Origin of the sequence: Paenibacillus macerans, assembly GCF_900454495.1 — a bacterium.
Classification (GTDB): domain Bacteria; phylum Bacillota; class Bacilli; order Paenibacillales; family Paenibacillaceae; genus Fontibacillus; species Fontibacillus macerans.
The window spans coordinates 3,334,349-3,357,266 of sequence record NZ_UGSI01000001.1 but is presented as its reverse complement, the minus strand read 5'-3'; the positions used below and the strand labels follow the sequence as shown (position 1 = coordinate 3,357,266).

The following is a 22,918-nucleotide window of genomic DNA, read 5'->3' as shown; positions in this document are numbered from 1 at the left end:
ATCGGGTTCTGGGCTTTGCTGCCTTTATTTTTCATCGTGCAAGTGAGCGGCCGCTTGTTCCAGTTCGGGATAAGCAAAGGTGAACCCGGCGCGCAAAGCCGCTGCGGGGAGCGCCTTTTGCCCCTCCAACAGGAGCATCGACCGCTCGCCGAGCAGCGTTTTGAGCATTGCGGACGGCAGCGGGAGCCAAAACGGGCGCCGGTAGACGCGGCATAAAATCCGGCCGAATTGTTCATTCGTTACCGGATTCGGGCTGACGGCGTTTACCGGGCCGCGGATGTCCGGATGGGTCAGGACGTAATCGAATAGCGAAACGATATCCTTGAGGTGAATCCACGGCACCCACTGCCGTCCGCTTCCAATGGGTCCGCCGGCCCCCAGCAAGCAGGGAAGGCGCATAAGCGGATAAGCGCCCCCGTCATTGCCCAGCACCACGCCGATGCGCAGCTTGACCAGACGTTGCCCGGAAAACCCTTTGTCCGCGGCGGCCTCCCAGGCAGTGGTAACCTCGGACAAAAAATCGGCACGCTCCGGGGCGAGCGGGGAAAACTCGTCAAACTCCTTGGTTAAGGAGGTGCCGTAAATTCCCACGGCCGAAGCTTGCAGAATCACTTCCGGCGGGTGGGGGAGCGCCCGCGCGAAACGTGCGATCATCCTCGTCGCAGTTAATCTGGACTCCAAAATCCGCCGTTTATTGCGCTCGGACCAGCGCGTGTTGAGCGTTGTCCCCGCCAGATTGACGAAGGCGTCCGTTCCTTCGAGCGGAGAGACGTCCTTTTCGAGCTCACTCCAGGTGACATAGCTGGGGAGGGATGGGTGTAAGGCGGCCTGATCATCGGGCTTTGACTGCATAGGATTGCCGCCGCCTTTTTCACGGCTGACGATAAGCACTTGGTGCCCCCGCTCAAGCCAATAAGCGGTTAAGGCCCGGCCGATAAAACCCGTGCCGCCGAAAACCGCGATCTTCATCCTTACGCCTCCTTATAAGAAACATCCGGCTGTCTGAATAGCTAATTCATGTGCCGGATGTTTTTCGCGTTGCGATTATTTATTTAACAGATGCCGGTATGGCTGGTAATCGATCTGGTTCTGTTCCAGAAACCGGACCAGAAATTTATTGTCGCGTTTTGGCGTGGCTACGATATACCCTTTGATGCAGTGATCGCGGGTGACCGCGGGAGCTTTTTCCTCAAGGGCGATTTTGCCGATTTCCGCCGCGATGGAATGTTTGGCGATGTCCCGGAACGGTCCGGGCACGGGCTCAACGAGCTGATCGAGAAAGGCTTTACTTTCGGCGGTCCACAGATGGCGGCTTTTCTCGACCCAATGATTTTGCCAGTCCAGCTTGGACATGCCGTCCGCTTTGGGGAGCACCTTTAAAAATTTGCGGAACATGAAAAATCCGCCGATCGTCATCATGCCGAGCAGCACAAATCCCCAAAACGCAATCCCGTTCATAAACCAGCGATTGGGCCCTTCCGCCGTTAATAGTTGAACCCCCATTTGCAGCATTGATTCATCACCTCAGGCGCTTGTTTAGATTTTCTGCGCGTTTTACGTTACAATATACTTCAAATTGAAATTATACCTTATTTCTTTATTTATTTCAGCATTCAAGCTAAAATAGGCTTGTTTAGCGATTTACTGTCCAAAAGGGGGAAAATGTTCATGCTTAAAATCGGTTCCCATGTTTCGTTCTCGGACAAAGGCCTGCTGAGCGCAACGGCCGAGGCGGAATCCTACGGCTCCAGTTCGTTCATGATATACACCGGGGCTCCGCAAAACACTCGGCGCAAGCCCATCGATACGATGTACATTGAAGAAGGCAAAAAGGCGATGGAGCAGGCCGGGATCGGCGAAATCGTCGTTCACGCGCCGTACATCATCAACTTAGGTTCATATAAGTCGAACACTTATCAGCTTGCCGTTGATTTTTTGCAGGAGGAGATCCGCCGCACCCACGCGCTGGGCGTGCGCAATATCGTGCTTCATCCCGGCGCTTTTACGGACAAGGATGCCGAGTATGGCGTGAACCGGATTGCGGAAGGCCTAAATGAAGTGTTGAACGGCACGAACGAGACCGAAGTGCATATTGCCCTGGAAACGATGGCCGGCAAAGGGACGGAAGTGGGGCGCAGCTTCGAAGAAATTGCGCAAATCATCGACAAGGTGCAGCATAACGAACGTTTGACGATTTGTCTGGATACATGCCATATTCATGATGCCGGATATGACATCGTTAACGATTTGGACGGCGTTCTGCACAAATTCGATCAAACGATCGGACTGAACCGGATTGAGGTCGTGCATATCAACGACAGCAAAAATCCGGCCGGCGCGCAAAAAGACCGGCATACGCCGATCGGTTCAGGCTGGATCGGGTTCGAGGCGATCCACCGGGTCGTGCACCATGAGGCGCTGCAGGGACGGCCGTTTATTCTGGAGACGCCATGGGTCGGCAAGGATGCGAAAACGCAGCGTCCGATGTATGAGGTGGAAATCGCGCTGCTGCGGGGCGATACGGCGATGCGGTTCGGTGACGCGTTCCTGACCGACGTAGAGCGTTTGGGGGACTTTTTCGGCAAACAGGAAATTCATCCGCGCAGCTTTGTGCTGGACACCTGGACGGTGCTGAAAAACGATGCCAAAGCGAAAAAGGCCGATCCGCGCGAACCTATGGAGCGCCTGTTCGATATGGTCATCGAAGCGGGCCTGTTCCCGGACCAATCGGAGGAACAGATCAACCAGCGTCTGGTCGCATGGTTTGCGAGCGCGCACAAATAATCGACATAAATCATTAGGAGCAAGGGGATTGGAGAGCAATGGAAACGCATATTCACTCAGGCCGGCGGCCGGTGAAACCTTATGAAAGCAACCGGGCCCGGATGCTGATTTCCTGTCCGGACGGACCGGGGATCGTGGCGGCGGTGTCCCGCTTCCTGCATGAGCACGGGGCGAACATCGTGCAATCGGACCAGTATACGATGGATCCCGAGGGCGGCATGTTTTTTATGCGGATAGAGTTTGATCTGGAAAATCTCGCTGGGCGGATCGCCGGGCTGGAGCGGGATTTTGCCGCCATCGCCGGGCAGTTCGGCATGCAGTGGAATATTTATCAGCTCAGCCGCAAAAAGAAGCTGGCGATTTTCGTGTCCAAGGAGGACCACTGTCTGGTGGAACTGCTCTGGCAGTGGCAGGCCGGCGATCTGGACGCCGAAATTTCCATGGTCGTCAGCAATCATCCGGACATGAAAGAGTACGTGGAATCCTTCGGCATTCCGTATTATCATATCCCGGTGACGCCGGAAACAAAGCGCGAAGCCGAGCAAAAACAGCTGGAGATCGTCGGCGGCAAAGTCGACTTGATCGTGCTGGCGAGATATATGCAAATCGTGTCCCCGGCCTTGATCGAGCCGTACCGCAACCGCCTGATCAACATCCACCATTCCTTCCTGCCGGCTTTCGTCGGCGGCAAGCCGTACGCCCAAGCCTACGAGCGCGGCGTGAAGCTGATCGGCGCCACGGCCCACTACGTGACGGAGGAACTGGACGGCGGCCCGATCATCGAGCAGGACGTGCAGCGCGTCACGCACCGCGACAATGTCAGCGAACTCAAGCGCATCGGGCGGACGATCGAACGCGTCGTATTGGCCCGGGCCGTCAAATGGCATATTGAGGACCGCATCCTGGTACATCAGAACAAGACCGTCGTGTTCAACTAAAAAACAAGGTAAATAAACGTCTGTGCAGCAACTCTACACGCTGTGCCGGCGTTTTTTATTTTGACATAGGGTAACCTTTTCAGCCAATTAACGTTATTATAAAAGACGATAGTTTCCAAATTTATCGATCATTGGGGAGGAGAGTGTCAGGTGTTGTTTCAAGCAAAACGGATCGTACCGCTGATCGTGCTCTGTGCGGCGCTGCTGGCGGGGATCGTTTATGCGGTTCCGCAGCCGGCCCGAGCGGCGGACAAGCCGTCCATCACCATAGAGAGCGAACTTGGGTTTAACGGTACTGTCAAGCTGGGCGAATGGAATCCGCTTACCATTACCCTTACGAGTAGTGCCGACATAAGCGGGGAACTGGTTGTTGAGGCGCAGATTCCGTATACCGGGGAGAGTACAACCCATATCCAGGCGGTGGATTTGCCGGCCGGCTCGCCGAAAAAAGTTACCTTTGCGGTGCTTGGAAACCGTTTCGACCAATATAACAATTCGATTCGTTTTTACGAAGGAACGGCGGAATCGGGGAAAATGATCCCGTTTGCTGCGGGCAGCTCCTATTTGGAGACGATCCCCAAGAACGGAACGCTGGTCGGGACCCTGGCCGCCGATCCGGACAGCTTGAACTTTCTAAGGACGCTTAACGGTTCGGGCGGAAACGTGACCGTCGTTCCTTTAGACAAGGAGCAGGTGCCCGAGGACGGTACGCTGCTGTCTTCGCTGGATGTGCTGCTTATTAACGATTACTCCGCCGATACGCTTGGCAAGGGGCGAACCGGGGCCATTCGTTCCTGGGTTCATAAGGGCGGCACGCTTATCCTCAGCGGCGGAGGCGGTTATCCCAAAAGCGCGAAAGGCTTCGAGGACCTGTCTCCGGTCGATTACGCCGGCAATACGAGTGTATCCGAGCTGCCTGAGCTTGAAAAACTGGGCGGGAAAAAGCTATCCCTGGATCGTTCTTTCCCCGTTTCCGCGGCTAAGCTGAAGGAAGGGGCCGCGGCCATCGCACAGTTTGATTCCGAGCCGCTCATCGCGTCTTGGTCCGTGGGGCAAGGTAAGGTCATTTATGCGGCTTATGATGTTGCGATGGAACCGCTTCATGCCTGGAGCGGACATCCCGGGGTCTGGTCTTCGGTCCTGCAGCTTGATCTAACGAGCGGCACCGGCAAGCCGGAAGGCAGTAAAAGCGAACTGTTTTCGGGAATCGACGGCCTGCTTGATTATTTTCCGTCTATGACCCTGCCGCCTTTCTCACTATTAATATGGCTGCTGTTGGGTTATGCGGTGCTCGTTGCGCCTTTACTGTATTACATACTTAAAAAGCTGGACAAGCGGGAGTGGTCTTGGGTACTGATTCCGCTCATTGCCGTTGCGGCGAGCGGCGGCATTTATATGGCCGGGACCTCCGGAGGGTCGTCGGTTCAGACACATACCTTCAATATTATGGAGCTGGACGGAAAAGGACGGGCCGAACGAACGACGGCCTCGGCTATGTTCGTCCCGAGAGGCGGAGATTACCATGTAGAATTGCCCGCCGGCACGTACGTGTCGGTGAAGCGGGAGGACGGTCTGCTCGCCGGCGGACAGCATCAGGAGCCGAACCGGCAGTCCATCCGGGTGCAGGCGGATCGTACGACGGTGAAGCTCAAGGGCATGACCCACCGTTCCTTCGCCAAGCTGTGGATGGATCAGCCGGAAGACAGGGAATTCGGAGCGGTCAGCGTTGAAGCCGGATTCGACGGACAAGGCAGGCTGCAAGGCACCGTAACGAACCGCACGGATGCGGATTTGAGCGATGCCGCGCTGATTGTGGGCAAAAAAGTGTTTCTGCTGGGAGAGCTGCCGAAGCAGCAATCCGTTCCGATTGCGCCCAGTTCGATGACGGTTCCCTATGATGATTACGGGGGGAATTTATTCCCTTATAACGGCAGCGGCACCCGGCGGGACAATATGCTGCTGGAGCGGCAAAGAGGACTTGTGAACAGCTATTTGAACGTTCTTTTTGAACAGGACAAGTATCTGTTTATCGCCTGGAGCAAAGAACAGCTAAGCGACTACAAGGTGAACGGAAAGAGCGTAAAATCCGACCAATTGAACATGTGGGTGCAGCCGTTCGAACCGGCTCTTGGCCAGAATGGGGAAATGTATTTGCCGTACGGTTTTGCGGCAGGACGGGTTTTGAACGTAACTTCAAGCCAATGGAGCGAGGAAGGCAGCGGCAGAGTCAATATGGCTCCCGGAGAAATGCAGATCGAGTACCGGCTGCCGGCGGCGCCGAATCCGGCCTATTCACAGCTGTCGATAGCCATTCGTCAGCAGGATAAGGGGAGCAGGACGACGGCGGCGATTTGGAACGCGGAGAAAGAAGCCTGGAGAGAGCTGAATTGGAAGAATGGCGAAGTTAAATTTGCGGATCAAGCAAATCAATATTTGCAAAACGGAACTAACTTGCGGATCCGCATCACGGCCGAGGAATGGACGAGCTTTGATATACCGGAACTTTCCCTGCAAGGGAGGTACAGCGAATGATCGAGATCAAAAATCTGACGAAAACCTACGGCAGCTTCGAGGCGCTGAAAGCGGTGAACCTGTCCATCGCCAAAGGGACGGTGTTCGGGTTTGTCGGTCCGAACGGGGCCGGGAAAACGACGACGATGTCGATTTTGGCCACGCTGCTGCTGCCGACGTCTGGCACGGCTAAAGTAGGCGGCTTCGAAGTTACCGAACAACCGCAGGAAGTGCGGAAAAGAATCGGCTATATGCCGGATTTCTTCGGGGTTTACGATCAGTTCAAAACGACGGAGTACCTGCACTTTTACGGGGCCAGCTACGGAATTCCCCGCGCTGAGCGCAACGCCTTGATTCCGCAGCTATTGGAGCTGGTGAACCTGAGCGACAAAAAAGACGCATACGTGGACAGCCTGTCGCGCGGGATGAAGCAGCGCCTTTGCCTGGCCCGCTGCCTTGTGCATGATCCCGATGTGCTTATTTTGGACGAACCGGCCTCCGGGCTTGACCCCAGGGCGCGGATTGAAATGCGGGAGATCTTGAAGGAATTGAAGCTGATGGGCAAAACGATCATTATCTCCTCGCATATTTTGCCGGAGCTGGCCGAGATGGTCGACGAAATCGGTGTGATCGAGCGGGGCAGGCTGATTGCTCAGGGCAAGGTGGCGGAAATACAGAATCGTCTGCGCGTTAAAAGAGTGCTGCATATCCGCGTGCTCGACCGGGCCGATGAATTGGCCGGGCTGCTGCAGGATGAGATGCATGTCAGCGAGGTGCTGCAGGATGAAACCGGCGTGCATGTTCATTTCGGAGGCGGGGACGCGGAGCAGGCGCAACTGCTGGGCCGCATGATCTCTTTGGGGTTCCAGGTGCTGTCCTTTAACGAAGCGCAGACCAACCTGGAAGATGTATTTTTGGAGATTACCAAAGGAGGGGCAAGCGATGAACTGGCGTAGAAGGCTGATCAATCCCGTGCTGGACAAAGAGTTTCGTCTCCGGATGCGAACACCCCGTTCGGCGTTTATCGTGTTTGCCTATATTCTGGTGACGGGGCTGCTGGCGATGGCCATCATTTATATGACGACATCTAAAGGGTTTAGCGCCGGCGGACGGTTGGATCCCGGCGTCAGCCGGATCATCTTTTACGTGCTCAGCATCGGCCAACTGGTACTGATCGCGTTCATGACCCCCGCCTTGACGGCCGGGGTGATCAGCGGCGAACGGGAGAAGCAGACGCTGAACATGCTGCTTACCACGCAGCAGAGCTCCGCAACGATTATTTTGAGCAAGCTCCTGTCTTCCTTAAGCTTCATGACGCTTGTTATTCTGGCGACTTTGCCGGTGTACAGCATCGTTTTTTTATACGGGGGACTCTCGCCGAAGCAACTGGCGCTCGTCTTTTTGTTCTATCTGTTTGTCATGCTGCTGTTGGGTTCGATCGGGGTGTTTTATTCCACTTTGTTCAAAAAAACGATCGTATCGGTCATCATGACTTACGGCACGGGCTTGATCATTTTTCTGGTGACGGGCATTGTCTATATCATTGCGATGGGGATCGAGCAGGCGAGCTACTACAGTTCGGGGGGGCCTCCACGCTCCTATTCATGGGTAGGCTTCATCCTGGGGTTAAATCCCGCGGGAGCGTTGATCAGCCTATTTGAGCCGTCTTTTTCCGAATCCGTGTTCCTGGTCCGGGGAGGCAATATGCAGTCCGGCGCGCCGGTTGAACTGTGGCAGCAATTTCTGGGGGTTTACAGCCCGTTGATCGCGCTGTTTCTGTGGCTGGCCATCCGTCATGTTCGCCCGGTGAGAAGAAGAATAAAAAGCCGCGCGATCGAGACAACCGAACCGGGGACGATGACCAAGACCAAGACGGAAGAGTAGACGGCAGGGTCGAGAGCACGGGATCATCGGGTACGAACGCCATAGTACAAAAAAACGCGAAACGGAGGGGACCTGGCGCGTGGAGACAATCTATCGTCAGCTTGATGTTGTGCGCCGCCGCATCCGGCGGTTTCGGGGGCTGGACGGGCTCAGATACGGCCTGCTGACCGGTTTGGCGGCCGCTCTTGTCTGGCTTGCGGCGGGGAGGCTGTGGCCGCTTGAATACGGAAAAATCGCGGCCGCGGCCAGCCTCATTTTGTGCACTGCCGGAGGCTGGGTGTGGGGACGGCTCCGCCGGGTATCCGTCATTTTGGCGGCGCAGACGATGGATCGTCCCGAGGCCGGGCAAGAGCGGCTGGACCTGATGACGACGGCATTGGCCTACGCGAAGCTGCAGACGTTTCCGGCGCAGCTCGAGCGGGAGCAGGCCGAAGAATACGGCGCGGCCTTTGTACGGGATATCAAGCAACGCCTGCCGCTGCCGCGCCGCCGCGTATGGCGGATTCCCGCCGTGCTTGGCCTTCTGGCCGCTTTGCTGCTGGCTATCCTGCCGAATCCGATGGATCAGCGGGTCGCCCAGGCGCGAGAGGAGCGGGCATGGATCAATGCGCAGAAGGAAGAGACGAACGGGCAGATTGCCGAACTGGACCGCCTGAAGCTGGATATGAAGGCGAAGGAAGCCCTTGCTAAAGAGCTGAGCGAGTTGCGCCGGGCGCTGGAGACGAGCCGTAAGCCGGGAGAGGCGCTCAAAAACGTGGAGGAAACGATGAAGCGGTTGAGGGAAATGTCCGAAAAGCTGGAGCTCCGGCAGCAGGCAAGGACGGAGTGGCTCAAGCGGTGGGACGCTCATCCGCTGACGGGAAAGCTGGCCAACGCTTTACGGGACAAAAGCACAGCGGAGTTGACCAAGCAAGCTGAGGCTTTTCGCAAGCAGTTGTCCGGCTTGACGGAGCAGGAACGGGAGGAGCTTGCCGATAAGCTGAAGCGGATCGCCGAAGCGGCGCCGCCCGATAACGAGCGGGCGAAGGAACTGGCGGATGCGCTGAAAAAAGCCGCCGCTGCGGTGAAGGAAGGTCAGCAGCTATCCACGGATCAAGCGCTGGCGAACTTAAACGAGGTTATGCTGCAAAACATGCGGGCTGTGGAGGCATCTTCCGGGCAGGCGGACGCCGCGGCCGCCCTGGCATCGGCCCTTGCCGAGCAGGGGCTCGGCCTGGCGGAAAATATGCAAGCGTCGGGGCTGGCCGTATCGGACACGTGGAGCATGGGCGGCAGCGCCGAACAGCTGGCCGCAGGCGGCGGCCCTGGCATGGGCCAAGAGGGCCCGGCCGCAGATTCCGGGCCCGGAGCAGGCCAAGGTTCCGGGGCGGGAGGCGCTGCCGGGACGGGACCGGGTGCTGGAGCCGGTTCGGGCTCAGGCTCGGGTTCCGGCAGCGGTGGCGGCGGCGCGGGAGCGGGCCAAGGCCAGGGCGGCGGAAATGGGGCCGGAGCTGGACTAGGCAGCGGAGGCCGGGCGTTGGTGACTACGCCGCGCGACCTGGCCGGCAGCGGCAACGGCAACGTCAAGCAAGACGGCGGACCGGCAACCGGCGGCAGCGTCCAGAGAGGGGGCACCTCCCCAGTATTTGACGGGGTTAGCCGTCCGTATGAAGAGGTTTACAGCGATTATGCGGCCGAAGCCAAGGAGTCGCTAAAGCGCGGCGATTTGCCGCAAAGTCTGCAGAGCCTGGTGGAGAACTATTTTATCGAAATCGATCCGGGTTCGTAGGCGAAGGAGCGTAAACGAGGAGGAGAGACGATGGAGGATGCGAAAGCCCGGTTGGAATTGTGGAGCGGTACGGTCGCGGCCGTGCAGGAGCAAATTTCGCGTGTAATCGTAGGGCAGCAAGAGGTCGTGGAACAGATCCTGTGGTGTGTTTTTGCGGGAGGACATGCGCTTTTGGAGGGGATTCCGGGACTCGGCAAAACGATGCTGGTGCGCACGATCGCCGACTGCCTGGCCCTGTCCTTTTCGCGGATTCAGTTTACGCCGGATTTAATGCCGAGCGACATTACCGGCACGAATGTGATCCGGTTCGGACCGCAGGGCGCGACCGATACGGTATTCCAGCCCGGCCCGGTGTTCAGCAGCATCGTGCTGGCCGACGAGATCAACCGGGCGACGCCGAAAACCCAAAGCGCCCTGCTGGAGGCGATGCAGGAGCAGACGGTGACGGTAGGCGGGGAGACGCGGCGGCTGCCGCAGCCTTTTTTTGTGCTGGCGACGCAAAATCCGCTGGAGAACGAAGGTACTTATCCCCTCCCGGAAGCCCAGCTGGACCGGTTTATGCTGAAAATTCATGTGGGTTACCCGTCTCCCGCGGAATTGACGGAGATCGTCAGAAGGACGACGGCGGCCGATCAGCCCAAGGCGGAAACGATCGCTTCGGCGCAGCAATTGCTGGAAATCCGCCAGGCCGCCAAAGAAGTGCTGCTGGCGGATGAAGTGCTGGAGTACGGGGTGCGCTTGCTGATGATGACGCACCCCGAGGAGCGGGACGCGCCCGAATCGGTGCGCAGTTACGTCCGTTTCGGCTCGGGGCCGCGCGGCATCCAGGCGATGGTTTCGGTCGCCAAGGTAAGGGCGATTTCCAAAGGGCGCATGCACGTATCGACCGGAGATATTAAGGCGGTTGCCGTGCCGGCCTTGCGGCACCGCTTGTTTCTGAATTTCGAAGGGCAGGCGGCGGGCGTGGCGACGGATCGGATCATTGAGGACATTTTGGCGGCGCTGGAGGGAGCGCAATGACTTCTTCCCTCTTGCCTCCGTCTCTGCTGCCCCGGTTGGAACGGTTGTCGATCGCCTCACGGAGGAGAATCCGGGGAACGCTGCAGGGCAAACGGCGCTCCAGCCGTTTCGGAAGCTCCCTCGAATTTGCCGATTATCGCGAATACGCGCCCGGAGACGATATCAGGCGCTTTGACTGGAGCGTTTATTCGCGTACGGGCCGCCCTTTTGTCCGTCAATATTGGGATGAGCAGGAGCTGCGGATCAACCTGTATGTGGATATTTCCGCATCGATGGATTTCGGCGGCGGTTCGGAGCGGCGCGCTGAAACCGGGCAGGCGCCGGAGAATAAGCTGCTATACGCTAAGCGGTTGGCCGCTTCCGTCGGTTATATGGCGCTGGCAGGCGACGATGTGGTGCAGGCGGCCGTTTTTTCGAAAGAGATCAAGGGCAAGCTGCCGCCGTTGCGGGGAAAGGCTTCCGCTTTCAGGCTGTTCTCGTTCCTGCAGGAGATGGGGCCGGCCGGACCGGGGGATCTGAGAGGGGCGCTGCGGCAGCCGGGAGCGCTTCCCGCGCAGCCAGGAATGACCTGGATATTTTCGGATTTGTGGCTGGAGAGCGGGGCCGAGGGGCTTGCGGAGACGTTGGCTTTTTTTCAGGCGGCCGGGCAAGAGATCGTACTCGTCCACGTGCTGTCGGAAGCGGAGCTTCGTCCTGTGCTCAGCGGAGACTTGCGGCTCCTCGACAGCGAGCTTGGGACCGGCAAAGAGATTGCGTTAACCGGCAAAATCCTGGACAGGTACGGGCGCGAGCTGGACGAGTACTTCAAGGAAATCGGCCGCTTTTGCGGCGGGCGCGGGATTCGTTATGTGGTTGCCCCAACCGATGTGCCGCTTGAGCAAGGGATTGTGAAAATGATGGACAAGGCGGGAACGACCGGGGGGAAGTAGCCGGATCGGACCAAGGCCGTGGGCTCTTTTTGCCTCATCAATGATCCGGGACGCCGCTCGTGATTTGTTGCGTATGTTAGATCATCAACGTGGGGGAATGAAGTCATGGGGGTATTGGATTGGTCGGGGCTGTGGTTTGGCCTTGCGCTTCCGGGGATCGTACTGATGTATCTGTTCAAACGAAAATATACCGATACGCTCGTGCCCAGCCATTTGCTGTGGAACCGCGTGCTGCGCAACATCGAAGCCAACCGTCCGTGGCAGAAGCTCCAGAATCGGCTGCTGCTCTGGCTGCAGCTGCTCGTCGCCGCTTTGCTCGTATTTGCGCTGATGCAGCCTTTCGTGTGGACCTCTGGCAGCCGTACCGGGCATGTGGTCATCGTCGTCGACACGTCAGCCAGCATGAGCGCAGCTTGGGGCGGCGGAGAGGCGGAGAACAAACCGGGCTCTCGCCTGGACCGGGCCAAGGAACAATTGCGCTCGCGCATTGACGCTTTGGGAACGGGGGCGGAAATCACTTTGGTGAGATTGGGCCGCGAGCCGGAAGTGCTGTTGTCCCGGGAGCGGGACCGAAGCGCACTGAACCGGGCGGTCGACGGGCTTGCCCCCGATTACGGGCAAGCGGCATACCGCGAGACTTTGTCGCTTGCGGAAGCCTTGACGCGGGACGATCCGGAAGCGAGCGTCATCGTATATTCGGATGGCCGCTGGCCCGAACGTACCGATGATCTCGCGGCGGGCGGCGTACCGGTTGAGATCGCAGCCGTGAACGAAGGAGCGGAAGCGAACGCGGCCGTCGAGCAATTCGGGGTAAAGAACGGCGGCGGTCGCCAAGACATGGTTGCGGGTACAGCTGTGGTGCGGAATTACCGGAATGTCTCCATCCAGGCCAATCTGGATTTGTTTGGCGACGGGAAGCTGCTCGCCTCCAAGCAAATTACGGTGGAAGGCGGAAAAAGCCTGCAGGTTCCGTTCGATGAATTGCCCTCGGCGGACGTATACCGGCTCCGCTTAAGTCCCGAGGACGACTATGCGCCCGACAACGAAGCCTTTGCTTTTCTCGAGAGTGGAGATGAGCCGGACATCCTGTTCATCTCCCCCGGGAATCTGTTTCTGGAGAAGGCGCTGCAGTTGTCCGGGGCCCGCGTTACCCGGATGAATACAGTCCCGGCCGGAACGGATGAAGCCGCAGCGGCGGGGCGGCCGGCTTTGCCCGGGATTAAGCCGGATCTGATCGTGATCGACGGTGTTCCTCCTGCGTTTCTGCAGGGGGAACCTTGGGCTGCGCTGCTTCGTCAAACGCCGCTGTGGACCTGGGGAGGCGATGGAAAAAAAGCGGCTCTGGCCAGCGGGGAAGTGAAGTCGGTCAATCACCCGGTCACCCGTTATTTATCGTTCACGACTCCGCCAACGGGCGAGCTTCTCGATCAGGAGGTTCCGGCATGGGGCAAACCGATTTTGGAGATCGGCGGACAGCCGGCGGCGTATGCCGGGACGGAAGCCGGGCGGAAAAGGCTGGCGTTCCTATTTGCGCTTGAAGACAGCGATTTGCCGCTTCGCCCGGAATTTCCGATCCTGGTGAGCAATGCCGTAAAATGGCTGCAATCCGGTCAAGCGGCCGGGCTCGGCCGCTTGACGGCGGGAACCGAGGTCGATATTCCCGTCCCTGCGGAGGCGGAGCAGGCCACCTGGGTTCCTGTTGACGGTTATGCTTTGCGCTCCGGCGCGGCGAAGCTTCCCGCAGCGCGCAAGATGGGCCGCGTGGCCTCCCGGCAGACCTCCCCGGGAATCCCGGGATTGTGGCGCTTTGAGATGCTAGGGGCTGACGGTGAGAAGCTTGCAGCTTATCAGCTTGAGGTTGCCGCCGATCCTGCGGAATCGGGCATTTCCGGGGGAGGGCAGCCGTTTCCGATTGGATTTTCCGGCGATTCGGCGGCACCGGTGGACAGCCATGGGCTTAAGGGTGCCGAGGGTTCCAAAGACACTGAGCATAGCAAGCTTTCGGGCGCTTCGCCGCCGCAATCGCGGCAATCGCTTGTGCCGTTGGCGGCTCTGCTGGCTTTGCTGGTGATTTTGGCGGAGTGGGGGGTGTATCAGCGTGGGCGTTCGATTTGATCATCCCTGGTTTCTGCTGCTCCTTGTGCCGCTGGCTGCCGGCGTGGTCTACGCCTATCGCTCCGACTTTAGATTAAGCGGGGGGCGCCGGAAGCTGGCGGTCGGTTTGCGCGCGGCGATCCTGGTGCTGTTGGCAGCGGTTCTGGCCGGCGTCCAGACGTACACTTTGGTGAAGGACAAGGAAGTCGTGATTTTGACGGACCGCTCCGCCAGCATGCCGGAGACGGGGCTTGTTAGCGAGTGGATTGGGCGGGCCGGGGAAGGAAAAGCAGCGGGAGACCGCGTAGGCATCGTAGTTGCCGGGCTGAACGCCGCAGTGGACAAAAGTCTGGATACGCAATCCGTCTCCGCAGACAGCCTGAAGGCGGCGGTTCATCCCGATTTTACCAACCTGGAGCAGGGCTTGGAACTATCCGGCAGTTTGTTCGGAGGACGGGGTAACCAAAGGATCATTTTGATTTCCGATGGCGAAGAAAACGTAGGCGATGCGCTAAAGGCGGCCAGCCTGCTGAAGGAGCGGGGGATTGCCGTCGATGTGCTGCCCGTACCCGTCAAAGAGCGGAAGGATGCGTCCGTCGAGGAGTTTCAGGTGCCCGGGAAACTGTATCAGGCGGAATCGTTTGCCTTTGAAGTACTGATTCGCAGCACGTTCTCGGGCAGCGCCGAGCTTGGCTTATACGAGGACAACCGCGAGATCGGCCGGCACAAAGTGACTCTGGAGCGTGGAGACAACCGCTTCACGCTGCAGGGGTTGGCGCAAAAGCAGGGGATGCACCGCTATCGGGCGGAGATTTTCGCTGACGGCGACGAGCAGTCGGCCAACAACGCGAACTATGCGTTTACACGGGTCACCGGAAGTCCGAAGGTGCTGATCGTGGAAGGAGCGCGCGGGACATCCGCCAATCTGGTAAACGCCTTGAAATCCGGTCTGGTCGATTACTCTGTAATCGATCCGGGGATGCTGCCAGCGGATTTGACCAAGTATGCCGGCTATGACAGCATCGTCTTTAACAATGTGTCCGCCGAGCGGATTGGCGGGAAGACGATGGAATTGATCGAGCAGGCGGTCCGCTCTTTTGGCATCGGGTTTGTGATGGTCGGCGGTGAAGACAGCTACGGGATGGGCGGCTATTTCAAAACGCCGATCGAGCAGTTGCTGCCGGTATCGATGGAGTTGGAGGGCAAACGGCAAATTCCTTCCCTCGGCCTGATTCTCGTGATCGACCGGTCGGGAAGCATGGACGGGGACAAATTGAAGCTGGCCAAGGAGGCGGCGCAGCGCACGGTCGAGCTGCTGCGTCCTCAGGATACGGTCGGCGTCGTCGCTTTCGACGATCAGCCTTGGTGGGTGGTCGAACCGCAGAAGCTGGGCGATAAGAAAGACGTGCTGGGGCAAATTAACGGCATTCCGAGCGGGGGCGGGACAAATATCTACCCGGCCGTCGAAGGCGCGCTGAACAAGCTGCTGGATGTCCAGGCGCAGCGCAAGCACTTGATTTTGCTGACCGACGGGCAGTCGGCCGCGGACTCGGGATACGGCGCGCTGCTCGAAACGATGAATAGCTCAAAAATCACGCTGTCCACGGTCGCGGTCGGGGAAGACGCGGATGCGGCGTTGCTGCAGTCGCTGGCTCAGGAGGCCAAAGGCCGGTATTATCCGGTAACGGATGCCACGACACTGCCGGCGATCTTTAGCCGGGAGGCCGCCATGGTCGCCCGAACGTACATTGTGGACAAGCCGTTTGTGCCGGCCCTGATATCGCCGGGGGATTGGGGAAAATGGTTTGCGGGCGGGGTGCCGAAAATTTACGGTTATGTGGCCGCTACGCCAAAAGCGACGGCTCAAACGGTGCTGTCCAGCCCCGAGCCGGACCCGCTGCTGGTTAGATGGCAGTACGGCTCCGGCCGCAGCGTGGCCTGGACCAGTGATCTGACCGGAAAATGGTCGCGGGATTGGGTGAATTGGCCGTCCTATGCCGGCCTGTTCACAGAAATGGTGAAATGGACGTTTCCGCAGTTTTCGGCGTCTCCATTTGAGGTAAACACGACGATTCGCGGGAACGAGGTTCTATTTGAGGTTACCGCCGAGGATGAAGCTCCTCCGGAAGAGCTTGAAGCGGCGGTCAGCGGCGAAAATCTGCGGGAGGAGCGGGTGCCGCTGGCCCAAACCTCGCCGGGGGTTTACCGGGGGACGATGCTGGCCGATGAACCCGGTTCGTTCCTCGTTCATCTGCAGGGCAAAAGCGATGGGGAACAGGTGGATGGTGGGACCGGGACCGGTTTTGTCATCCCTTATTCCCCGGAGTACCGGCTGCCGAGCGGGGCGCCGCCGGACACGCTGCGGAAGATCGCGGACAGCACGGGGGGCCGGGTGCTGGATTGGAACAAGCCCGAAGCGGCCTTTCAATTTGCGGCCAAGCCTTACCCGTCGCCGCACGATCTGCAGCGGCCGCTGCTGATGGCAGCGCTGCTGCTATGGCTCGCGGACATCGCGATCCGCCGCCTTGCGCTGCCGTGGGACCGCATGGCGGCGGCGCTGGTGCGCGCCGCCATGCCTTGGCGCCGCCGCGCGCCGGGCGGCGCGGCGGACGGGGCCGCGCCCGGCGCGTCCGCGGAGGCGGACGCCGGGCTGGCCCGGCTCGCGGCGCGCAAGTCGCGCGCGGCCGCGTTTTACGGCGGGGCAGGCGCCCGCCGCGGCGGCGCTGTCGGCGAGAACGCCGCCGACAGGGCGCCAGCGGCGCCCGCCCCGCCGGCCCGCCCTCCGCGCAGCGGGGCGGGCGGGGGCCAGGGGCCCGCGAGCGAGGAGCCGCGGGCCGAAGTGCCGGCTCCCCCGCGGGAGGGAGCCGGTTCGGCGCCTGCCGGCCCGCCGCAGGACAGCGGGCCGGGGGCTTCGCCGCTTGGCCGCCTGCTGGAGGCCAAGCGGCGAAGCAGGCGTTAGCCTCTTCCCTTTAGTTACGCAACATAAATGGGAGGACACGTAGCGCTTGGCGAGAGTCCATCCGACGATGATTTACGCTAACGGTTGTGAGCGTGCTTATTTGGTCAAAAAGTCGAGGGTTCCATTTCTAGCGGTTGTGACTGAGCTTATTTACAAGAAAAAAGCCCGAAACCGCCGAGAAAAGGCTAAATTAGCCTTCTCAAAACCGTTGCTATGAACGTTTTTGTCAAGCCCTCCGTGTGAGAGGTGCCTGAGCACGTGGCGCGAGAGCAAAAATGCGAGCGACGGTCGGCACGCTGCTATCCGTGGGTTGGTACCACATGTTATGCCTTCGTCAAGGAGAGCTCTTGCAAGCTAGAAGCGCACGTTCAGTTACTCACCTAGTGCAAACGGTTGACGCAAATTCTCTCCCGGAACCTTCGTTTGCTCCCGGGCCTCGTGCTCAGGCGTGAGCTTGTCAAGCGCTTTTCTTGACAAGCGGTTAGGTTCAAATCAACACTTTTCCTATTCCTCATTGGAAATGAGGAACGCCTCACGGCGAGTGTGGGGGTGCAGGGGGCAACGCTCCCTGCGTCTCCCCAAAGGGGACGGAAGGGGCGTTAGTTAGCCACCGGTTGTTCCACCGTTCGAGCAACAGCCCATATGAACCCGGTTAGCTCCCTGGCCACCGCGCCTACGGCCACATTTTTGTGTTTGTTCTTTCCAAAAATGAGATGACGGTATTTGTAATGCAATCTTTCTTGCGCTTTCCACGACAACAGTTGTATATCGGCCGGCATGCCATCCAAACGCTTGGCGAGATCTCCTTTCACCGCAGGCCGATGACGGTAGCTCCAGGCGGATTCCACCAAGGATCGGCGCAAGCGCCCGTTACCGGCTTTGGTCATACTTCCGCGCCGAGTACTCAGGCCGGTTGAACTCTCACGAGGAACCAACCCTAAATACGCCATGAGTTGGGCCGGGGAGCGGAAGCGAGTAAATGAACCGATCTCAGCAGCTAGAGTGACGGCCGTCAGTAGTCCAATCCCACGCAGGGACTGAAGCACCCGAATCAGAGTTGCCTTGGAGCCGACCGTGGCTTGCTGAACCAAGGCTTTTTCCAAACGCCCCATCCGCTGCTCGATCTCATTTAAGGTATGGAGCATCTCGTCGAAGGCTACTTGCATGGGCTCATAAGGGAATGTCAGTTGCTCCAGCCAGGAACGGTACTTCCGGGTCCAACGACGCTTTATCGTAGCCGGCGGTTCGATTTGATGGCGGAGCAGGAACTTCAATATCCGCTGGCGTGCCCGATGCGCGTCCTCTTTGGCGGCCTCCCGGGCGCGAACCAACTCCCGCAAAGCCTCGTCTTCCCGCTCCGGGACGTAGACAGGAGTCAATTCTCCTGCACGAAACAGACGGGCAAGCTGCTCGGCGTCCCGTCGATCCGTCTTCACGTGATCGCCAGGGCGTTTGGGAATAAGCGACGGAGCAATGACAACGCAATGGGCTCCCATGGAGGTGATCCAGCGATAGGTTTCGTAACCTGTCGGACCTGCCTCATAACAAAACGATAGCGTTTCGGCCGGTCCCAGTTCTTTGATCAGCTTGCGCAGCGCCGCCGGGGTGTGAGGAATGCTCCCGTAATAGCGAGGAGTTTCACCGCTTGCATCTGCAATAGCAACCGAAATTTTTTCTTTGGATACATCTAAACCGACGAATTTTGTGGTAGACTGCATAGTATCAGCTCTCCTTTGCTATGTAGCTCTGAAATGGTTTGGTTTTCACTATCCATTTTAACCTACGAGATGTAGCAATATGGAGGGCTGTCTTTTGTTTACGTTCATCATAGCTAGAACACTGGCGTTGCATTAACGCCTACACAAAATCTCCGGTACACCTTGCCCGCAATTCCATTTGAGATTACGCCAGAAATCTAACGGTTGTATTAGTCGCTATTTTGCCCAAAAAGCCCCTTTCAAAATTTTAACGGTTGTGAGCGCGGTTATCTGCTCAAATCTAAGCCCAAATCGCCGGGTTTTAGCTAAATAAGTGCTATGGCAACCGTTAGAATTTGAAAACGGCGATATTGGAGCAAATAGCGGCTGTGGCAACCGTTAGAGTGGTGGCGAGAAATTGTATTTTGTCGGATTTAATGCAACGCTAGTGCCGTTAGAATGGAAAAACCCTTGATTATGCCGTATTAGCGTCGCTCACAACCGTTAGAACATTTCTTAGTTTTCGAGTTTTACTGAAAAACAGAATTAAGAAGGGCGATCTTGCTTTTATCAATTCTATCGGTGTTTTTAGGAGTGTACCTCCTTAATAAGGATTGGCCATAACTAGGTTTAGCTCCTTTGAGTAATAGGCCCGAATAAGGTCCTTCTCTCTAAAGGGGCTTTTTTTATTTAATGGTGACGTTCGAGGGGGGGGGGGAGATCGTCGCCTGCATGAAAGAGCGGCAAAAATGATTGCAAAGTAATTTCGAGTGAACACCTTGGCAATAATGATATGGTAATGGGTTACAAATGATGATACAATAAATAAAGTCAAAATGATTTTTTCAATTTGATTGTTTTGTAATCGCAAAGTTAAGTTTTCATGGTTTTCAAGGATCTTTTGATGATTAAGGAGGAAAATGAATGCCACTTTCAGAGAACAACACGATCGATAATTTGTCGATTACGACGATTCGGACGCTGGCGATCGACGCGATCGAAAAGGCGAGATCCGGCCATCCCGGCATGCCGATGGGGTCCGCGCCGATGGGTTACCAGTTGTTTGCCAAAACGATGAACCATAACCCGGACGTTCCGAACTGGATCAACCGCGACCGCTTTGTTTTATCCGCCGGTCACGGCTCGATGCTGCTGTACAGCCTGCTGCACCTGTGCGGGTATGACCTGCCGATGGAAGAAATCAAGCAGTTCCGCCAATGGGGCAGTAAAACGCCGGGCCACCCGGAATTCGGGCATACTCCGGGCGTAGACGCCACGACGGGACCGCTGGGCCAAGGTCTGGCGATGGCCGTCGGCATGGCTTTGGCGGAAACGCAGCTTGCGGCGACTTACAATAAAGGCGATCTGAAAGTCGTCGACCACTATACTTACGGCATTTGCGGCGACGGCGACCTGATGGAAGGCGTGGCCAGCGAAGCGGCTTCTTTGGCCGGCCACCTGAAGCTGGGCAAATTGATTTTCCTGTACGACTCCAACGATATTTCGCTCGACGGCAAGCTGAATCTGAGCTTCTCGGAGAACGTAAGACAGCGCTTCGATGCTTACGGCTGGCAAACGCTGCTCGTTAAGGACGGCAACGATCTGGCCGCGATCGAAGCGGCGATCGAAGAAGCTAAACGCGATACGGAGCGCCCGACGCTGATCGAAGTGAAGACGATCATCGGCTACGGCAGCCCGAACAAGCAGGGCAAAGGCGGCCACGGCGGCACGCACGGCTCCCCGCTGGGGGCGGAAGAAGCCCAATTGACGAAAGAGTTCTATAAATGGGTTTATAAAGAAGACTTCTATGTCCCTGAAGAAGTGCGCGAGCATTTTGCCAAAGTCAAAGAACGGGGCATCGCTACTTACAAAGCATGGCAAGAAACGTTCGCCCAATATAAATCCCAATATCCGGAGCTTGCGGCTCAATTCGAACGCGCGGTAGCCGGGGATTTGCCGGCAGGCTGGGATGCGAAGCTGCCGAAATACGGCGCTTCGGATAAGGCGGTATCGACCCGCGTCGCTTCCGGCAACGCGCTGAACGGCCTGGCGCCGAACGTACCGCAGCTGCTTGGCGGCTCCGCCGACCTGGAAAGCTCGACGATGACGCATTTGAACGACCTTGCCATGTACACGCCGGAAACCCGCGACGGCCGCAACCTGTACTTCGGCGTCCGCGAATTCGGAATGGCCGCGGCCATGAACGGAATTATGCTGCACGGCGGTTTGAAAGTGTTCGGCGGCACGTTCTTCGTATTTACCGACTACTTGCGTCCGGCGGTGCGTTTGTCGGCCCTGATGAAGCTTCCGGTAACTTACGTGCTGACGCACGACAGCATCGCCGTTGGCGAAGACGGCCCGACCCACGAGCCGATCGAACAGCTCGCATCCCTGCGCATCATTCCGGGCCTGACGGTCATCCGTCCTGCCGACGGCAACGAAACCTCCGCAGCCTGGGCTTATGCGGTTGAGAACAAAGCGAATCCGGTAGCGCTCGTATTGACCCGCCAAAACCTGCCGATTCTCGAGAACACGGCAGAGCTGGCGCGCGACGGCGTAAAACGCGGCGGCTACGTCGTATCCGACGCGAAGGACGGCAAGCCGGTGGCGCAGATCATCGCGACGGGCTCCGAAGTGCAGCTGGCGGTTAAAGCGCAAGCCGCGCTGGCCGAAGAAGGCATTCACGTCCGCGTCATCAGCCTGCCGAGCTGGGATCTGTTCGACCAGCAGGATCAAGCGTACAAAGATTCCGTCATCCTGCCGAACGTCAAAGCCCGCGTCGCCGTGGAAATGGCGCATCCGTTCGGCTGGGAACGTTACGTCGGCGAAAGCGGAACCGTGCTTGGCATCGATAAATTCGGCGCGTCCGCTCCCGGAGACAAAGTTATCGCCGAATACGGCTTCACCGTCGAAAACGTCGTTAAGCACGTAAAAGCGCAATTGAACAAATAATCTCGGCGGCCGGGTCGCGAAGGGAGAGGGGAACGTGGCGCAGCAATTGCAAAATGTTACCGTGGAGAAGAACGCCAATATTTATTTTGACGGCAAAGTGACCAGCCGGACCGTATGGCTTCAGGACGGCAGCAAATTGACGCTGGGGATCATGCTCCCCGGGGAATACGAGTTCGGAACGGATTCGCTGGAAGTGATGGACATTTTGTCCGGGGACCTGAAGGTCCTGCTTCCGGGCGAAACGTTGTGGAGAGAAATCAGCGGCCGCGGAACGTTTACCGTTCCCGCCAAGTCTTCCTTCAAGCTGGAAGTGCGGAGCGTCACGGATTACTGCTGCTCGTACGTCTAGCGGCGGGTGCGCGCATGCCGCAAAAAGCAAATAAAAAGGCAGGTTAACAGCGTTATGGCGCTGTACCTGCCTTTTTACAAATATCGGGGAGAGCCCGATGGATCGTTACACCGTTTTATCGCCGATTTTTTGGCCGATCCAAGCCTCGTAAAGCTTTACGACGGAGGAGAGGTCCTCTTCGCCGAAGCCTTGCGTTTCGCCCGCCTGGAACAGGCTTTTGGCCTGGTTCAGCATCGGCGCGGGAATGCCCGAGCCGTCGGTCAGAGCCGAGGCCAGCTTGAGGTCCTTGAGCATCAGCGCCAGGGAGAATTGGTTGGAAAAATCGTGTTCGATGATTTTCCGGCCTTTCAGCTCGGCCGCTTTGCTGCCTGCGGAACCGAGCTGCACCAGCTCCAGGAACAGGTCGGCGGGCAGGCCGGATTTGGCGGCGATGGCGAAGCCTTCGGCAAGCGCCAAGTTGTTGATGCCGACGATGGTGTTATGGGCCAGCTTGGCCACCGCGCCGCTGCCGTTTTCGCCCATATGCAGCACTTTTTTGCCCATCGTCTCAAAGATGTCCATGACCTCGGCCAGCGTATCGGCCGGCCCGCCGACCATAAAGACGAGCGTGCCGGCGATGGCGGCCGGCGAGCTGCCGGTGACCGGCGCGTCGAGAAAAGCTCCGCCCAGCGCGAAAACTTGTTGCGCCAGCTGCTTTACGAGCGCGGGCGAGATCGTGGAGCAGTCGATGACTTTAGTCCCGGGACGCAGGCCGGCAAGCACGCCTTCGGGCCCTTCGTAAACGGCGGCGATGGAGGCGTCGTTGCTGACCATCGTGATGACGACGTCGGCGGCGGCAGCGGCTTCCTTTGGCGAGGCGGCCACGGCGGCGCCTTGTTCGGCGAGAGCAGCGGCTTTGGACGCGGTGCGGTTGTAGACGGCAACCTCATAACCCTGCTTCAGCAGGTTGGAGGCCATCGGAGCGCCCATCGTGCCCAGTCCGATAAATCCGATTTTTTTCATAAACGATCACCTTTCAACAAAAATTGAACAG

Annotated in this window: 16 protein-coding genes; 12 read left to right on the top strand and 4 right to left on the bottom strand. The window is 58.2% G+C overall.

Features of this window, described 5'->3' with window-relative positions:
• Positions 1 to 24: 24 nt before the first annotated feature.
• Entirely contained in the window at positions 25 to 969 is a 945-nt protein-coding gene (locus DYE26_RS15155) for a TIGR01777 family oxidoreductase (RefSeq protein ID WP_036625136.1), read from the bottom strand.
• Positions 970 to 1,044: 75 nt separating this feature from the next.
• A complete protein-coding gene (locus DYE26_RS15150; protein WP_036625135.1) occupies positions 1,045 to 1,512 on the bottom strand; it encodes a DUF2621 domain-containing protein in 468 nt (155 codons plus the stop codon).
• A gap of 156 nt (positions 1,513 to 1,668) precedes the next feature.
• On the opposite strand from DYE26_RS15150, the gene DYE26_RS15145 reads away from it, so the two are divergent.
• The 10 genes from DYE26_RS15145 to DYE26_RS15100 all read left to right on the top strand — a co-directional run bounded on the left by DYE26_RS15145 (position 1,669) and on the right by DYE26_RS15100 (position 16,887).
• Positions 1,669 to 2,784: a deoxyribonuclease IV gene (locus tag DYE26_RS15145; RefSeq protein WP_036625132.1), complete on the top strand. Its 1,116-nt coding sequence runs from the start codon at positions 1,669 to 1,671 to the stop codon at positions 2,782 to 2,784.
• A gap of 38 nt (positions 2,785 to 2,822) precedes the next feature.
• Positions 2,823 to 3,722: a formyltetrahydrofolate deformylase gene (gene purU / locus DYE26_RS15140; RefSeq protein ID WP_036625129.1), complete on the top strand. Its 900-nt coding sequence runs from the start codon at positions 2,823 to 2,825 to the stop codon at positions 3,720 to 3,722.
• A gap of 150 nt (positions 3,723 to 3,872) precedes the next feature.
• Complete coding sequence (locus tag DYE26_RS15135; protein ID WP_036625126.1) at positions 3,873 to 6,254, top strand: DUF7408 domain-containing protein; 2,382 nt, start codon at positions 3,873 to 3,875, stop codon at positions 6,252 to 6,254.
• Positions 6,251 to 7,189, top strand: coding sequence for an ABC transporter ATP-binding protein (locus DYE26_RS15130; RefSeq protein WP_036625123.1), 939 nt, complete (start codon positions 6,251 to 6,253; stop codon positions 7,187 to 7,189). The genes DYE26_RS15135 and DYE26_RS15130 overlap by 4 nt, the downstream gene beginning before the upstream one ends.
• A complete protein-coding gene (locus DYE26_RS15125) occupies positions 7,176 to 8,117 on the top strand; it encodes an ABC transporter permease (protein ID WP_051985648.1) in 942 nt (313 codons plus the stop codon). Before DYE26_RS15130 ends, DYE26_RS15125 begins: the two co-directional genes overlap by 14 nt.
• 79 nt (positions 8,118 to 8,196) lie before the next feature.
• Positions 8,197 to 9,885 (top strand): hypothetical protein, encoded by a 1,689-nt coding sequence (locus tag DYE26_RS15120; RefSeq protein WP_036625120.1) that lies wholly within the window; start codon positions 8,197 to 8,199, stop codon positions 9,883 to 9,885.
• A 30-nt stretch (positions 9,886 to 9,915) separates the two neighbouring features.
• Positions 9,916 to 10,905: an AAA family ATPase gene (locus tag DYE26_RS15115; RefSeq protein WP_036625117.1), complete on the top strand. Its 990-nt coding sequence runs from the start codon at positions 9,916 to 9,918 to the stop codon at positions 10,903 to 10,905.
• Positions 10,902 to 11,834, top strand: a complete 933-nt coding sequence (locus DYE26_RS15110; protein ID WP_036625116.1) for a DUF58 domain-containing protein — start codon at positions 10,902 to 10,904, stop codon at positions 11,832 to 11,834. Before DYE26_RS15115 ends, DYE26_RS15110 begins: the two co-directional genes overlap by 4 nt.
• Positions 11,835 to 11,939: 105 nt before the next feature.
• Positions 11,940 to 13,949: a vWA domain-containing protein gene (locus DYE26_RS15105; protein WP_036625114.1), complete on the top strand. Its 2,010-nt coding sequence runs from the start codon at positions 11,940 to 11,942 to the stop codon at positions 13,947 to 13,949.
• Complete coding sequence (locus DYE26_RS15100) at positions 13,933 to 16,887, top strand: VWA domain-containing protein (RefSeq protein ID WP_115311230.1); 2,955 nt, start codon at positions 13,933 to 13,935, stop codon at positions 16,885 to 16,887. Before DYE26_RS15105 ends, DYE26_RS15100 begins: the two co-directional genes overlap by 17 nt.
• A 599-nt stretch (positions 16,888 to 17,486) precedes the next feature.
• On the opposite strand, the gene DYE26_RS15095 is transcribed toward DYE26_RS15100, so the two are convergent.
• Entirely contained in the window at positions 17,487 to 18,605 is a 1,119-nt protein-coding gene (locus tag DYE26_RS15095) for an IS110 family RNA-guided transposase (protein ID WP_036623922.1), read from the bottom strand.
• A 903-nt stretch (positions 18,606 to 19,508) separates the two neighbouring features.
• On the opposite strand from DYE26_RS15095, the gene tkt reads away from it, so the two are divergent.
• The gene (gene tkt / locus DYE26_RS15090; protein WP_036625110.1) at positions 19,509 to 21,536 is read left to right on the top strand and encodes a transketolase; all 2,028 of its coding nucleotides are present in this window, start codon (positions 19,509 to 19,511) and stop codon (positions 21,534 to 21,536) included.
• Between the two features lie 34 nt (positions 21,537 to 21,570).
• The gene (ppnP, locus tag DYE26_RS15085) at positions 21,571 to 21,885 is read left to right on the top strand and encodes a pyrimidine/purine nucleoside phosphorylase (RefSeq protein WP_036625106.1); all 315 of its coding nucleotides are present in this window, start codon (positions 21,571 to 21,573) and stop codon (positions 21,883 to 21,885) included.
• 105 nt (positions 21,886 to 21,990) lie between these two features.
• Here the strand turns inward: ppnP and DYE26_RS15080 are convergent, their stop codons facing one another.
• Positions 21,991 to 22,887: an NAD(P)-dependent oxidoreductase gene (locus DYE26_RS15080; RefSeq protein WP_036625103.1), complete on the bottom strand. Its 897-nt coding sequence runs from the start codon at positions 22,885 to 22,887 to the stop codon at positions 21,991 to 21,993.
• Positions 22,888 to 22,918: the final 31 nt, after the last annotated feature.

What these genes read in the sequence shown, in the direction of transcription:
- DYE26_RS15130 (WP_036625123.1), top strand. Translation starts at nt 6,251, where the DNA reads ATGATCGAGATCAAAAATCTGACGAAAACCTACGGCAGCTTCGAGGCG.
- DYE26_RS15115 (WP_036625117.1), top strand. Translation starts at nt 9,916, where the DNA reads ATGGAGGATGCGAAAGCCCGGTTGGAATTGTGGAGCGGTACGGTCGCG.
- DYE26_RS15150 (WP_036625135.1), bottom strand. Translation starts at nt 1,512, where the DNA reads ATGCTGCAAATGGGGGTTCAACTATTAACGGCGGAAGGGCCCAATCGC.
- DYE26_RS15110 (WP_036625116.1), top strand. Translation starts at nt 10,902, where the DNA reads ATGACTTCTTCCCTCTTGCCTCCGTCTCTGCTGCCCCGGTTGGAACGG.
- tkt (WP_036625110.1), top strand. Translation starts at nt 19,509, where the DNA reads ATGCCACTTTCAGAGAACAACACGATCGATAATTTGTCGATTACGACG.
- DYE26_RS15125 (WP_051985648.1), top strand. Translation starts at nt 7,176, where the DNA reads ATGAACTGGCGTAGAAGGCTGATCAATCCCGTGCTGGACAAAGAGTTT.
- DYE26_RS15095 (WP_036623922.1), bottom strand. Translation starts at nt 18,605, where the DNA reads ATGCAGTCTACCACAAAATTCGTCGGTTTAGATGTATCCAAAGAAAAA.
- DYE26_RS15080 (WP_036625103.1), bottom strand. Translation starts at nt 22,887, where the DNA reads ATGAAAAAAATCGGATTTATCGGACTGGGCACGATGGGCGCTCCGATG.
- purU (WP_036625129.1), top strand. Translation starts at nt 2,823, where the DNA reads ATGGAAACGCATATTCACTCAGGCCGGCGGCCGGTGAAACCTTATGAA.
- DYE26_RS15155 (WP_036625136.1), bottom strand. Translation starts at nt 969, where the DNA reads ATGAAGATCGCGGTTTTCGGCGGCACGGGTTTTATCGGCCGGGCCTTA.
- DYE26_RS15145 (WP_036625132.1), top strand. Translation starts at nt 1,669, where the DNA reads ATGCTTAAAATCGGTTCCCATGTTTCGTTCTCGGACAAAGGCCTGCTG.
- DYE26_RS15105 (WP_036625114.1), top strand. Translation starts at nt 11,940, where the DNA reads ATGGGGGTATTGGATTGGTCGGGGCTGTGGTTTGGCCTTGCGCTTCCG.